This window comes from Moorena sp. SIO3H5, from assembly GCF_010692395.1.
Classification (GTDB): Bacteria; Cyanobacteriota; Cyanobacteriia; order Cyanobacteriales; family Coleofasciculaceae; genus Moorena.
On sequence record NZ_JAAHHS010000228.1, the window covers coordinates 1 to 12,448 of the forward strand.

Annotated in this window: 16 protein-coding genes; 11 read left to right on the forward strand and 5 right to left on the reverse strand. The window is 42.4% G+C overall.

From position 1 onward, the window contains the following. Positions 1–1,432: ATP-binding protein (locus tag F6K52_RS22220; RefSeq protein ID WP_293082755.1), on the reverse strand; the 1,432-nt coding region annotated here is incomplete at its 3' end. A gap of 292 nt (positions 1,433–1,724) precedes the next feature. Here F6K52_RS22220 and F6K52_RS22225 point away from each other — a divergent pair. Then, the gene (locus tag F6K52_RS22225) at positions 1,725–3,464 is read left to right on the forward strand and encodes a DUF4157 domain-containing protein (protein ID WP_293082758.1); all 1,740 of its coding nucleotides are present in this window, start codon (positions 1,725–1,727) and stop codon (positions 3,462–3,464) included. Between the two features lie 276 nt (positions 3,465–3,740). Here the strand turns inward: F6K52_RS22225 and F6K52_RS22230 are convergent, their stop codons facing one another. Together F6K52_RS22230 and F6K52_RS22235 are read right to left on the reverse strand one after the other, a co-directional pair. Then, complete coding sequence (locus F6K52_RS22230; protein WP_293082761.1) at positions 3,741–3,905, reverse strand: hypothetical protein; 165 nt, start codon at positions 3,903–3,905, stop codon at positions 3,741–3,743. 39 nt (positions 3,906–3,944) lie between these two features. Further along, positions 3,945–4,520 carry a transposase gene (locus F6K52_RS22235; RefSeq protein WP_293082764.1) on the reverse strand — a complete coding sequence of 192 codons (576 nt, stop codon included), beginning with the start codon at positions 4,518–4,520 and terminating at the stop codon, positions 3,945–3,947. Positions 4,521–4,625: 105 nt separating this feature from the next. Between F6K52_RS22235 and F6K52_RS22240 the strand changes: the two genes are divergently transcribed. The 10 genes from F6K52_RS22240 to F6K52_RS22285 all read left to right on the forward strand — a co-directional run bounded on the left by F6K52_RS22240 (position 4,626) and on the right by F6K52_RS22285 (position 10,924). Beyond that, positions 4,626–4,796, forward strand: coding sequence for a hypothetical protein (locus F6K52_RS22240; RefSeq protein WP_293082767.1), 171 nt, complete (start codon positions 4,626–4,628; stop codon positions 4,794–4,796). A 33-nt stretch (positions 4,797–4,829) separates the two neighbouring features. After that, the gene (locus F6K52_RS22245) at positions 4,830–5,117 is read left to right on the forward strand and encodes a DUF433 domain-containing protein (RefSeq protein WP_293082770.1); all 288 of its coding nucleotides are present in this window, start codon (positions 4,830–4,832) and stop codon (positions 5,115–5,117) included. A gap of 2 nt (positions 5,118–5,119) precedes the next feature. Then, positions 5,120–5,482 (forward strand): DUF5615 family PIN-like protein, encoded by a 363-nt coding sequence (locus F6K52_RS22250; RefSeq protein ID WP_293082772.1) that lies wholly within the window; start codon positions 5,120–5,122, stop codon positions 5,480–5,482. 458 nt (positions 5,483–5,940) lie between these two features. Then, positions 5,941–6,249 (forward strand): hypothetical protein, encoded by a 309-nt coding sequence (locus F6K52_RS22255; protein ID WP_070392978.1) that lies wholly within the window; start codon positions 5,941–5,943, stop codon positions 6,247–6,249. Then, positions 6,243–6,728: a hypothetical protein gene (locus tag F6K52_RS22260; protein WP_293082776.1), complete on the forward strand. Its 486-nt coding sequence runs from the start codon at positions 6,243–6,245 to the stop codon at positions 6,726–6,728. Before F6K52_RS22255 ends, F6K52_RS22260 begins: the two co-directional genes overlap by 7 nt. Before the next feature lie 83 nt (positions 6,729–6,811). Beyond that, positions 6,812–7,156 (forward strand): XisI protein, encoded by a 345-nt coding sequence (locus F6K52_RS22265; protein ID WP_293082779.1) that lies wholly within the window; start codon positions 6,812–6,814, stop codon positions 7,154–7,156. Between the two features lie 828 nt (positions 7,157–7,984). Continuing rightward, positions 7,985–8,197: a hypothetical protein gene (locus tag F6K52_RS22270; protein ID WP_293082782.1), complete on the forward strand. Its 213-nt coding sequence runs from the start codon at positions 7,985–7,987 to the stop codon at positions 8,195–8,197. A 77-nt stretch (positions 8,198–8,274) separates the two neighbouring features. Next, the gene (locus F6K52_RS22275; protein WP_293082784.1) at positions 8,275–8,424 is read left to right on the forward strand and encodes a hypothetical protein; all 150 of its coding nucleotides are present in this window, start codon (positions 8,275–8,277) and stop codon (positions 8,422–8,424) included. Continuing rightward, positions 8,424–9,899 carry a mechanosensitive ion channel domain-containing protein gene (locus tag F6K52_RS22280; RefSeq protein ID WP_293082787.1) on the forward strand — a complete coding sequence of 492 codons (1,476 nt, stop codon included), beginning with the start codon at positions 8,424–8,426 and terminating at the stop codon, positions 9,897–9,899. Before F6K52_RS22275 ends, F6K52_RS22280 begins: the two co-directional genes overlap by 1 nt. Positions 9,900–9,913: 14 nt before the next feature. Then, positions 9,914–10,924, forward strand: coding sequence for a hypothetical protein (locus F6K52_RS22285; RefSeq protein WP_293082790.1), 1,011 nt, complete (start codon positions 9,914–9,916; stop codon positions 10,922–10,924). 99 nt (positions 10,925–11,023) lie between these two features. On the opposite strand, the gene F6K52_RS22290 is transcribed toward F6K52_RS22285, so the two are convergent. Next, positions 11,024–12,001, reverse strand: coding sequence for an ion transporter (locus tag F6K52_RS22290; protein WP_364419103.1), 978 nt, complete (start codon positions 11,999–12,001; stop codon positions 11,024–11,026). Between the two features lie 76 nt (positions 12,002–12,077). Continuing rightward, a complete protein-coding gene (locus tag F6K52_RS22295) occupies positions 12,078–12,269 on the reverse strand; it encodes a hypothetical protein (protein WP_293082795.1) in 192 nt (63 codons plus the stop codon). Between the last annotated feature and the right edge of the window lie 179 nt (positions 12,270–12,448).

The following is a 12,448-nucleotide window of genomic DNA, read 5'->3' on the forward strand; positions in this document are numbered from 1 at the left end:
GGAAATTGGAGGTCAATATAGCTAACCCTTGATAGGCTTCCATGCGTTGCAGCAAATAGCTGACTTCGATGTTAGCGTGGCGGTCGTGACTGTCTTGAACTTGGGTACGCTTACCAAACAGGGCATCGGCTTCGTCAAACAGCAGAATTGCACTACCAGTTTCAGCTGCATCAAAGATCCGCCGCAGATTCTTTTCGGTCTCACCAATATATTTACTGACTACTCGACTTAGGTCGATGCGATAAAGATCCAGACGAAATTCGTTGGCTAATACCTCTGCTGCCATGGTTTTACCAGTACCGCTCGCCCCGTAAAATAGGGCGCTGATGCCCAAACCCCGGTCGCCTTTTTGGGCGAAACCCCATTGCTGATAAACTTTAAACTTGTGTCTGAGATGAGTGGCAATATCCCCAAGAAGCAGCCGTTGTGGGGTTGGTAAAACGAGATCGTCCCAGGTAGCTGTAGCATGGATCGGTTGCGCTAAGTGGTCTAATTGATTACGGGCGAAATGGCGGCAGATATCCCATAATTGAGTAGACTGTGGGGACTCTTGAATTTTGAATTTTGAATTTTGAATTTTGAATTGATCACAGGCGGCTTGAATAGTAGCAGTATTGAGGTTAAACTGTACGGCGATGCGCTCAAGTTGACCGTTAAGTTCTGCGGCTGCTGACCCTATATGGTATTCCCACAGGTCATATTGTTCCTGGTGGCTCAAAGGGGGGATGTCTAGGTTTACAACAGTCCGCTGACAGTCAATTTTTCGGTCATTGCTGCTGAGGATTAAACGAGTATTGTTACTATCAATAAATTTGCTCAGAGCATACTCCCGCCCTGGCTCAGAAAAATTATAACTATCGCAGTCAATAAACAGGACACTATTGCTAAGTTTGGCTTCCCTTTGCCAACGCTTCGCGAGTTGGTAAACTTCCTGGGGCTTGGTGGTCAGAGCGGCAGGGTCGAGAGTGTGTAACTTTAACCCCAAATCCTGACAAGTGGCGGAGGCAATTTGGTATTTAGTGGTTCGATCCGAGCCAGATAATTGCACAACGGGATAGCTATTTCTCCCCTCGCTGCCAGACCAAATGCTTATCAATTGCGACCCTATACTTAACTGAGAGGGAGGCAAAAAAACCGGGTTAGTCTGAGGCGGTTGGGGTATGATATTTCCTGCTAATTCCTGGTCTGTGGTATCGTATCCTAACAAAAAGCAGAGGATACGCTGGTCAATATAGAGGGGGGACTTGGTTAGGATATTTCGTGGCTCTATCAGGAGCAGTTGCCAGTAAAATAAAGGGCTTTGGGGAGAAAGGACATCCCAACTGGCTCCGGGCAGGGCGTCCATAGCTAAACAAAGACTAGGATAGTTTTTGTGAGGATGATTTTTTTGGGCAATGGCCACCAAAGACTGGAACATAGGTTCTATTTCCATGCCCACGCACATTAGCAGGATATCCCTTTCAATTGGGGTTAGATTGAAGAGGAGACAAAGTTCAGCCAGGGCAGAAGTATCGTCAACAAATTCAGTAACGAGTTGTTGATTTATATTACCTTCTATGTAGTTTTATAAATAGTTACGAACTCGATCGATTTCTTGTAACAGAGATCTAAAATTAGTGTGATACCAGTTGGTTTGAGAAAGGGGTGCCATGTCGCGCTCCATTTTGACGGTGGGATCGACTGATATTGTTTTCTAATAGGGTACAAGGTAAAAGGAAATAGCTATGCGCACTACTCATACCTATAAACCGAAATATTCTCACTCTACCTCGTTGTCAATAGCTCAAAAAAAGAAAGACGAAAGACGGAAAGGTATAAGAGAAATTTTGGATGCAGAGGAAAGGGAGTGGAACGCGGAAGATGCGGTGGGGGAATGGGGAAGTATGAGTGCGAAGGTGATGCGCACCTTAGAATCAGGAGTAACCCAACCGGAAAGGGGAAGGAGAGAAATGGGGCTGCAAGGGATGTATACTTTTGGACAGCCGGGAGAGAGAAGCTGGCAAGGGGCGAATAACGGTGGGCAATTGGTAGTGCAGCCGAAAAGGATTATGGTGCAGCGAGCAGCACAACCGTTGACGGGGGATTCGGTGACCTATGGCGAAAGCTATAGGGCAGAGAGTAGCAAAAAAGAAAACAAAACCGGCTTGCCTGATCGGCTCAAGGCGGGCATAGAGAACCTCTCTGGCTATTCGATGGATGATGTGAGGGTTCATTACAACTCGGAAAAACCGGCACAATTGCAGGCATTGGCGTATGCACAGGGGACGGAGATACATGTTGGGCCGGGGCAGGAGAAGCATTTGCCCCATGAGGCGTGGCATGTGGTGCAGCAGAAGGAGGGGCGGGTGAAGCCGAAAGTCCATATGCAGTCGTTGTGGAAATTGAATTTGAATAATGAACAGGGTCTGGAGAGAGAAGCTGATGAAATGGGGAGGGAGGTACTAAACACCGAAGTGGGAAATAGATGGCAAAAAAACATGGACGGGAAGCGGTTGGGAAGCAACAGAAATTTTTCAAATCAGCCCCCGGTGATACAAAGAAAAGTTATAAAATTCGACAGCGAAACCGAATTAGTCAAAGCACCAGGAGAGGCTCTAGTAAGCGCCTTGGATTGGAAAAAATTCAATAATATTAATGACCAAAATCAATTAAGGGATGAGATAAATCTTATCATGAACGAGAGCAAGAGAGCTCAGTTGAGTTATCCAAGCAAAGTTTATGCGCACTTAGATTATGAAAAGAAGTCGAAAGGTGAATTATCCCCATTGCGAACAGAAGTTCAAACGGAGATAGGACATCACGGGAGAGATGAGTTTTACATAAGAACTGGAAACCTTAATGAGGCATATGAAGGAGGGCATATAATCCCAAATCATTTATTTGTGAGGGGTGAAGATATATCAGAAAATGCGGGCAGCCGTTTGAATCTAGTACCGATGTCCAGGTCAATGAACGTGATTATCTGGAGTGAGATTGAAAAAGAGATGAGTAATAAGGCATCGGATTTGAACGCTGAGGAAACATTATTAGTTAATGTGCAGATAAACCGAAATAACTACAAAGTATCCTATGGAGAGATTGCCGAAAGATTCGATATTCAGCTAGCCGACGGGGTGTCTGAAAACGAACTGTCAAGTGATATAAATGCGTGGATACCAAATTCATTAAAACCGATATTTGTGAAAAAGAAGGGAAAAAATAAGTTTAGTGCGAGTATCCCAAAACAAGGCGCTCAGGCTCGGTTAAGTTGGTCTCCTGTAAAGGATGAAGTGCGAGAGAAGATGTTAGATAATACTCGGATAACAACATTTGCCGAATTACTGTTAGCGATTCAAGCCGAAGAAACTCTCAGAAAACGAATAGATGAAAACCTCTTCAATTGGATGTTGAAGCTAGAGGAAGAAGCGAGTCGATATGAGGTGCTGCAAAGTGAGTATTATGAAGAAGAAGAAATGGAAGAGTAGAGAAATAAGGAATACAGTCACTTGGGCGGCTCTATGAGAAGTACAACGACCTGGAGCGATGCACTATGGTGAAAGTGCGATCGCTGATCTTGTAGGGTGGGCAAATTGAGATGATAACTGTACTAATTGCCAAACTATCATAATTTGCCCACCCTACCCGACTATCACCGGTTTTTGAAAATCCCTTTAAGAAAGCTTACGCTGATAAAGATGGGTGGGCAAATTGAGATGATAACTGATAAAATTGGCAAACTTTCATTATTTGCTCACCCTACCCTACTCAGTGCGATCGCTGATCTTGTAGATCTTGTAGGGTGGGCAAATTGAGATGATAACTGTACTAATTGCCAAACTTTCATGATTTGCCCACCCTACCCGACTACTTAATTTAGTAGGGTGGGCAAATTGAGATGATAACTGTACTAATTGCCAAACTTTCATTATTTGCCCACCCTACGCCACATTCAGAATTTGCCCACCCTACTCCCCTGCAAAATCTTCTAAATCGCGAAAATCTAGAACTTGTCGTAAATTCCTCCCACAACAACACCCCCAATCGGGTTCATACCTGCCTCGCTCGACCCATTTGTGAAAACTGGAATATTCCCACAAATGAGGACAAGACACCAAACCATGCTTAACCGGATTATAGTGAATATAATCTATATGTCGGTGTAAATCATGGTCATTACGAATTGTATGCTCCCAAAACCGACGTTGCCAGACATTGCTTTCTCGATGCTTACGACGAGAAGGGGAAACATCTACCGAAAATGAGCGTTTTCCCCGTAAAGAGCGGGTAAATAACACCTTAAACCGAGACACTCGCATAGAATAATTAGAATCATCCGGTGGTAACGACCAGATAAAATGAAGATGATCCGGTAACACAACGGCTGCTGTGATGTCAAAGGGTTTTTCTGTCCGCATTTTTGCGATCGCCTTCCGTAACCGAGAGATATTCTCAACATCTGAAAATAGAGGAATACGGCGATAAGTGACTAAAGTCAGAAAAAATACTCCTCCTGGCACATAAGAACGGCGATAGTTCGACATATTGAGATATTGATGGTGGCGAGCATCCTCTGTTTCAGTTTAATCCCGATAAGCGAGTAGGGTGGGCAAATGGGCCGGAGTACGCGGATAAAGTAGGGTGGGCAAATGGTCAGGATTGATGATGAAATTGCCTTCGGTACAGTATTTGCCCACCCTACCCGATCGAATTGCGATCTACCCGACTATTGGTTAATGGTTGATGATTTGCCCACCCTACCCGACGGAATGCGATCGCGTAGCGTGGCCTACGGCCAATCGCACTATATTTTAAAATAAGGGAAAACCCCCCATATCTATTGGAGAAACCCCTTGGCAACCCTTACCGACATTGGCAAACTGATCACAACTGATGCCAATAGTAATCGTCCAGTCATTGCAGGAACTCGAACCTCTGTGCGCCGAATTGCTGGTCTATATAATCAAGGTAACAACGCCGAAGAAATAGCCAGACGATTAAATCACCTAACAATCACTCAAATTTATGCTGCATTAACGTATTATCATGCTAACCGTCTCGAAATTGACCAAGATATAGCAGCCGAACAAACCGCCTATGAAGAACTCGCCAAACAACATTATCAGGCAACCAAACCCTAAAAATGACACAAATTCGTCTTTATTTAGATGAAGATAGCATGGATAGCGATCTGATAACGGCCTTGCGTCTTCGCAACGTGAATGTTGTCTCGACAGGGGAAGCTCAAATGTTGTCCCGTAGCGATGAAGAACAATTACAATGGGCCTATGACCATCAGCGTGTAATTTATAGCTTTAATGCCCGAGACTTTTATAGAATTCATACTAATTTTATCGATAAAAAACAAGAGCATTCAGGGATTATTTTAGGGTTTCAAAACTATTCCATTGGTGAACAAATGCGGCGGATTTTAAGGATAATTGCCACTAAATCAGCAGAAGACATGAAAAATCAAGTAGAATTTTTAAGTGCTTGGGGAGAATAATAGCGTACGCTTCTCCCAACACACCAACCGAGTGCGTTCGCGTAGCGTGGCCTACGGCCAATCGCGGATATTGAATGGTTATGCAAATGGTCTTGGGTTCGAGATAAAATTGCCTTCCGTTTAGTATTTGCCCACCCTACCCGCTCCGAATGCGATAGGCGTTGCCGCGCCAAAGGCGATCGCTAGACGCAAAAGCAAGGCAGAAGGCAGAAGGCAGAAGTAAAGGAGTAAGGTATCAAGGGATAAAGTTTTTTATAACTAATTATCCGGACATGATATTATAAGCTGATGGGCATTTAAATTGGTTTTTTCCCGTTCCCGTCTTGATGCAGTCGCTCATGGGGGAAACCCCCTTTGGCCGCGCTGCATCGCTGTTCCCAGATCCGCTGTTCCCTTTGAGCAATTTAGGTATCCCAATCTAAATTCTGAATAGCTTACAACCACAAAATGGAGATAAAATGTCCCTAATTCAAGAAGATATCGAACAAACGTTTAGGCAACTTGTTCACCAGTGGCGGGAAGAAACCAGAGGAATTTCATCAACCACTCAAGCAGCTATGCATCCTGCTTATCAACAAATAATTGGCATGGGAAAAGAGGCAATTCCGTTATTATTAAGGGAACTTGAACAAAAATCAGGACGGTGGTTTTGGGCTTTAAAATCCATTACTAGAGAAGATCCTGTTCAAGAAGAACATCAGGGGAATACTCAAAAAATGATCGAAGCATGGCTAAATTGGGGACTCCGTAACGGTTATAAATGGTAGGGAATGAGGCGTGGTTATCGCAGGTCAGACAATGGATTGAAAGGGATTATCCGAATTTAATCTCTACAAATTATCACGTTACCAGTGCTGATACAATTGACTATAATTGTGTGGCTTGGGCGGCTGAAGATACTCAAAGATGGTGGTGGCCAGATCCAATGAAAGAGAGTTATTGGCCCGTTAATGTTCCAAGAGTTGAGACACTATTGGCTTTTATTAAAGCTTTTGAAACTCTTGGTTATGTAATCTGTGAAACCCCTGATTTAGAAGAAAATTATCAAAAAATAGCCATTTACATGTTAACTGATCAACCCACTCATGTTGCTAGACAACTATTAAACGGAAAATGGACGAGTAAATTAGGACAGGATGAGGATATTGAACATGATACATTAGAAGGGTTAACTGGAGAAAGATACGGTCAAGTCGCCCAAGTTATGAAGCGAAAAGTAGGTAGTAGGGTGGGCAAATCGACATGATAACTAATCCAATGGTCTTTCAAACATTATTTGCCCACCCTACGCCTATTAAGTTATGACATTGATAATGAGGTAATTGTATCATGGAAAAACTAGAAAAGCTTCAAATTTATCGCAGCATAATCAAGCAACTACTGAATCAATATGCCAGTTACAAACCGTCTCATGGTGACATTGAAATTCATAGCATTTTTGATACGGAAAACGACCATTATCAAGTAATGGCCATCGGCTGGGACAAGAAAGAAAGAGTTTATGGCTGTTCAGTTCATTTAGAGATTAAAAATGGCAAAATCTGGATTCAGAATAACAATACTGAATGGGATATTGGTCAAGATCTGGTTAATATGAACGTTCCCAAAAATGATATTGTTATTGGGTTTCAGCCACCTTCTATGCGCCAATACTCAGGCTATGGCACAAAGTAAGCATATGCGCTACTAGATCGGTGCTTCGCGAACAGCGGTCAGCGGTCAGCCGTCAGTGCGTACGCTGCATAACGTAGGGTGGGCAAATGGACATGATATCATGTCCGGTTGAATAGTTATACTAAGCGCCGAAAGCAAGGCAGAAGGCTGAAGTAAAGGAGCTCATAAAGTAGGGTGGGCAAATGGACATGATAACGGATCTATTGGTTAATGGTTGATGATTTGCCCACCCTACCCCACATTCAGGTTTGGTGGGCAAATGGACATGATAACGGATCTATTGGTTAATGGTTGATGATTTGCCCACCCTACGCCTTGCAAATACCTCATAAGTATGATAAGTGCTATAATTGGAGCAATTACTAATTACCCATAACAAGTTACGGCTAAGCTCGAACCTAGTATGCCTAAAAACGTGCTTATTCCCCATTAACTATAATTGGGCTGGTAATTATTGGGCTGGTGATTTATCAAAAATTATTATACAAAAAAAATAAATTCACGTCTAATTGTAATTAGAATAATGATTATATAAAAAGCTGCATAACGTAGGGTGGGCAAATCGACATGATAACTGATAAAATTACCAAACTCTCATTATTTGCCCACCCTACCCGACTATTTTGTTGCTTAATTTAGGGTCTCATGATCAAGTATATTAGCTGACGGCGAGTAGTAAAGGAGCTGCATAACGTAGGGTGGGCAAATGGACATGATTGATGATTTGCCCACCCTACCCCTGCTACGCCACATTCTATGCTTCTGCTCCTGAGATTGTTACTCAGCAGTAGGGTGGGCAAATGGACATGATAACGGATCTATTGGTTAATGGTTGATGATTTGCCCACCCTACCCCTATTGCCTATTGCCTCTTGCCTCTTGCCTCTTCTCTGCTCCCGTCTTGATGCAGTCGCTCATGGGGGAAACCCCCAAGACCGCGCTGCATCGCTGCTCCCTGCTCCCTGCTCCCTAAAACCCAGATATTTGTACCTCACAAGTCGTAGAATTGCTATATGTCCGACTACTTACCAGAAGTGTTGAACTAAGCCATAAACGTTGATAAAAATGGCTGATGTCTGTGCATGCTTATTGTCAACAGAGCATGAAGTAGGATAAAAATGAGAAAAAATATATTTAAAGATACCAAATTTTCTAAAACTACTTCTTCCCTCTCCCCATACTCTTCCCCCTCTCCCCACACTTCCCACACTTCCCACACTCGCCACACTCCCCACACTCATCCCCTGTTCCCTGTTCAAAACTTCTGATGACTTGGATTATTACACAGATACAAAAACTCGGGAATGCCATTTCTAAGGTGTTTACCGCCAAGCTATTTGAATTTGGTGACCAAGCCTTTTCTCTGAGTTTTTTAGGCAAATTACTGTTTTTATGTATCATCGCTATTCTGATATCCCGTACCATCAAAGCTCTGATTAAACATTGGTTACTGAGCCGTTTCAGGATGGATCGGGGTACTCGCGAAGCCCTCGCTTCTATTATCGGTTACATTCTAAGTATCTTAGGGTTTTTAATCGTTCTACAAACGTCGGGGATTAACCTAAGTTCTTTAGCAATCTTTGCTGGTGCTCTCGGTATTGGATTTGGAATTGGACTACAAGATCTAGCTAGTAATTTTATCAGTGGTCTGACTATCCTGCTTGATCAACCGATTAAAGTGGGAGACTATATAGAAATCGATAATCTGTCAGGAACTGTGGAAAAAATATCGATTCGCTCTACAGTAATACGAACCATTCACAACGTTTGTGTTATTATTCCAAATAACAGTTTTGTCCAAAACAATGTCATTAACTGGAGCTACGAAGACCCTACAAGTCGTCTCCAAATTCCAATAAATTTTCCCGATGAATTGGATCCCCTTGTGATCACAGAGCTGCTGTTAGCGGCTGCCCGCCAAGAACCTCGAGTTTTATCTTCTCCCTCTCCCCAGGTTTGGTTCAAGGGCTATGGAGAGGAAGGGATGGATTTTGAGCTTTTGGTTTGGATCGATAAACCAGCAGAGAGCCAAGGGATTAAAAGTGCTTTGTATTATCTGATTGATACTGAATTGCGATCGCGTCACATCGAACCCGGCCACCCTGAGCGAAACTTGCGTATTCACAATCCAGAAGCCTTAGTCTCCCTGTTTCGGCAATTACAAACCCCCGGGGGAACTAATCGCTCCTCCTCAATCCACAAGCAATCAACTACAGCGAAACCCAAACCCAAGTCTGAATCCCCTAAACCCTGGATGCTGGCAGATCTATTGCGGCAAGTAAGTTATTTTGAAAACTGTAGCGATATCGAACTGCGACATATCATTGAGGAGGGTTATCGGAAAACTATCCCAGCTTACGAAACCATCTGTCGGGAAAACGATCCAGGGGACTCATTTTATATTATCCTATCTGGAAAAGTGGAAGTTTTTGTAGAATCGATTGGAAAACGAGTCGCTACCCGTAAGTCTGGGGAGTTTATCGGGGAGATGTCTCTGCTGATGGGTACTCCCCGTACTGCTACTCTTCGTACCCTAGAAGAGACGATGCTGTTTGTGGTGGATCGAGACAATTTACAAAGTCTATTGGCTAAGCACGAAGAATTAGCTGACCGAATTTCTGAAGAATTATCCAAACGTCAAGAGACATTGGAACGCTTAGGAATAACCTTCAGTGCTACAGAGGAAGACGAAACTCCTTTCGCGGAAATTCGCAAACGTATTCAATCAATTTTTGGTATTTAAAACCGATAGTTATCATGAATAAAATAAATCAGGATAATCAGTATCTATTACACCAATCAATTGATGATTTAGCTCAGCTTCCTAGCTCCTTTGTGGAAGCCGTCACTAGGGTGAAAACCTTTGCTCTGTTGGAAATGGAAAAAGAAACGGAGCGAAAACAGCTTTACTATCATAATTGTGACCATGTTAAGGGAGTGCAGCGTAGGGCTGATCGGATTTTCCAAGCCATCAGACCCTATTGGGAAGCTTGTCTGGACAATGATATAGCACCAGACTATCTGAGCAGAATGAAACAGTTAATCGATCTGTGCGCCATTGCTCACGATATGGTGCAAGAATTTCTCCCTCAAATCCAACCCCATACTTCTAGACGGCGAGAAAGTGGTGTGAGCGAAGCCGCTACAATTACTAAGCTTTTGAATTACATCAAAAATCAGAATGAATGGATAAGCAAGCAAACTTCTAACCATCTGACCTTGTTTACCGATTCAGATTTACAAATCATTATAGAAGCCATTAATGCTACCATTTGTTGGTATGATAGTTTAGATAATACAATTTACCAACCTGACCTCTACTATTCTGATAAAAAACTATCTCTGGTAGCTCAGATTATTGCTTTGGCTGATTTAGGCACTTTGGGAATGGAAGGGATTGAAGCATTTAACCAGGAAGGCAGTTTGCTATTTCTAGAAGAAAATCCTGATATTATCCCAATAATTTTGAATCAAGATATTCCATCTTATAAACCTATCGATAAACAAACGCTTTATGAAAACTTTAGACAACGGCTCCTGAAAAGGACTCGCTTTCAAGTCAATTTTGCTAAGGGACGAATGGCTAGATTGGCTCGTGAACTTAAAGGGTTGACCGCCGAAGCAATTTCGGTTTTAATCCATGATGTTTTTAAGTATTTGAATCCAACCATAATTCAAGCTATTGAATTATCAACTCCTACCGCTAATGACACCAATTTTGAAGAATTGATTGAGTTTTTCGAACTCGATAAGTATATTAAAAATTAGGTGATATCAGCTTCAATTCAAGAGCAACTAAGAAATCAATGATAGTGATTCGAATCACCTCAAAACTACTGAAATCGATTAAAAGTGATCAATAATCGCTCAATAATCAGAAATATCTGTTCGGATACGCTCTAAGGAACTATGCATATCTTTCAACTGTTCTTGAATTGCTAATAACTGACCTTCAACTCTGGACACTTTGCTAAATTGATTCTGCTCCTTGATCACCTTCTCCAACTTTTTATCCTGCTCCTGCTTGAATTCATCGACACTATCACTGATATTGCTGGTGATAATTCCAACAAACAGATTGATAGTAATCATCGCCCCCAACATCACAAAGCTCACAAAAAAAATGACACCAACCAGGGGTAAAGCTGAGGGATTTGTGCAAAGTGCTTCTATACCATCGTAACCATAGCGTTCGCAGCCATACATTTGGATGTACATCAAATCTGTCCAACCTTCTAGGGTTACTACTTGAAATAGAGACAAGATAGATTTGGGTAAGGAAGAAAAGTGAATGGGATCGTTTTCAGCAAATAAAAAGGTTCCCGCTACCCCATAAATATAGAACAAAATACAGAGAAGCAAAAATACATATCCCATGGAGGGTAGGCTTTTGAGTAGAGCTCGGACGAGTATTTGTAAGCGAGGCAAAGCAGAGATTAGCCTAAATACTCTCAGCAGCCTAAGCATACGTAGCACTATAAAATATTGATTATCAATGGGCAATAGTAAAGCCACAACAATGAATAAATCAAATAGATTCCAGCCATTTTTAAAGTAGCTCCATGGATGACTACCTTCAGCACCTATCTTAATAAAAATTTCAGCAATAAAAAAACCTAATATTAGATGTTCTAGAAAATTGACAATAGTGCCGTACTTTTCTGTAAATGATGGATAGGTTTCCAGACCTACTATAATGCTAGCCAATATTATTACGCTCAAAACTGTATTCTGAAAGATTTCAGAATTAGAAATTTTTTGGAGTGCTACCTGCATAAAAAAATTAGATAAACAATTACAGTGGGCAACTTGTGATATAATTATATCCCGATGAATACTTATCATTCCGGGTGCTTGGTCATTGGTGATTATTCCTTAGTCCTTAGCAATCACTAATGAATAAACTGTATTACCAATATCCTTAGGCAATTATTACTATACTATATACAGCGGTTTTCAATTCAGTGAGGTACTTTCGTCTTGGGCTAATGGGAGGAGGGAGCAGGGAGGAGGGAGCAGGGAACAGGGAACAGGGAACAGGGAACAGGGAACAGGGAGAAAATCCAGCGTTGCTTAATAATGGAATGATTTTAAGAGTAGGTGCGCTTTCCAATGGGCGAGTAAATCGCCCTTGGGTCGCACCTGTGGAATGGGCATCTTGGTGGAATGGGCATCAGGCGTGGAACTGGCATCTTGCCAGTTTCAATGTCTTGATGCAGTCGCTCATGGGGGAAACCCCCGCAGGTCGGCGCTGCATCGCTATATTTTCGAGCGGGCAGGATGCCCACTCTA

Excerpts from the sequence above, each read along its gene's own strand:
- F6K52_RS22235 (WP_293082764.1), bottom strand. The coding sequence starts at position 4,520 with ATGTCGAACTATCGCCGTTCTTATGTGCCAGGAGGAGTATTTTTTCTG.
- F6K52_RS22225 (WP_293082758.1), top strand. The coding sequence starts at position 1,725 with ATGCGCACTACTCATACCTATAAACCGAAATATTCTCACTCTACCTCG.
- F6K52_RS22290 (WP_364419103.1), bottom strand. The coding sequence starts at position 12,001 with ATGATAAGTATTCATCGGGATATAATTATATCACAAGTTGCCCACTGT.
- F6K52_RS22250 (WP_293082772.1), top strand. The coding sequence starts at position 5,120 with ATGACACAAATTCGTCTTTATTTAGATGAAGATAGCATGGATAGCGAT.
- F6K52_RS22270 (WP_293082782.1), top strand. The coding sequence starts at position 7,985 with ATGGTTGATGATTTGCCCACCCTACCCCTATTGCCTATTGCCTCTTGC.
- F6K52_RS22230 (WP_293082761.1), bottom strand. The coding sequence starts at position 3,905 with ATGAAAGTTTGGCAATTAGTACAGTTATCATCTCAATTTGCCCACCCT.
- F6K52_RS22280 (WP_293082787.1), top strand. The coding sequence starts at position 8,424 with ATGACTTGGATTATTACACAGATACAAAAACTCGGGAATGCCATTTCT.
- F6K52_RS22255 (WP_070392978.1), top strand. The coding sequence starts at position 5,941 with ATGTCCCTAATTCAAGAAGATATCGAACAAACGTTTAGGCAACTTGTT.
- F6K52_RS22265 (WP_293082779.1), top strand. The coding sequence starts at position 6,812 with ATGGAAAAACTAGAAAAGCTTCAAATTTATCGCAGCATAATCAAGCAA.
- F6K52_RS22260 (WP_293082776.1), top strand. The coding sequence starts at position 6,243 with ATGGTAGGGAATGAGGCGTGGTTATCGCAGGTCAGACAATGGATTGAA.
- F6K52_RS22275 (WP_293082784.1), top strand. The coding sequence starts at position 8,275 with ATGAGAAAAAATATATTTAAAGATACCAAATTTTCTAAAACTACTTCT.
- F6K52_RS22285 (WP_293082790.1), top strand. The coding sequence starts at position 9,914 with ATGAATAAAATAAATCAGGATAATCAGTATCTATTACACCAATCAATT.
- F6K52_RS22240 (WP_293082767.1), top strand. The coding sequence starts at position 4,626 with ATGGTCAGGATTGATGATGAAATTGCCTTCGGTACAGTATTTGCCCAC.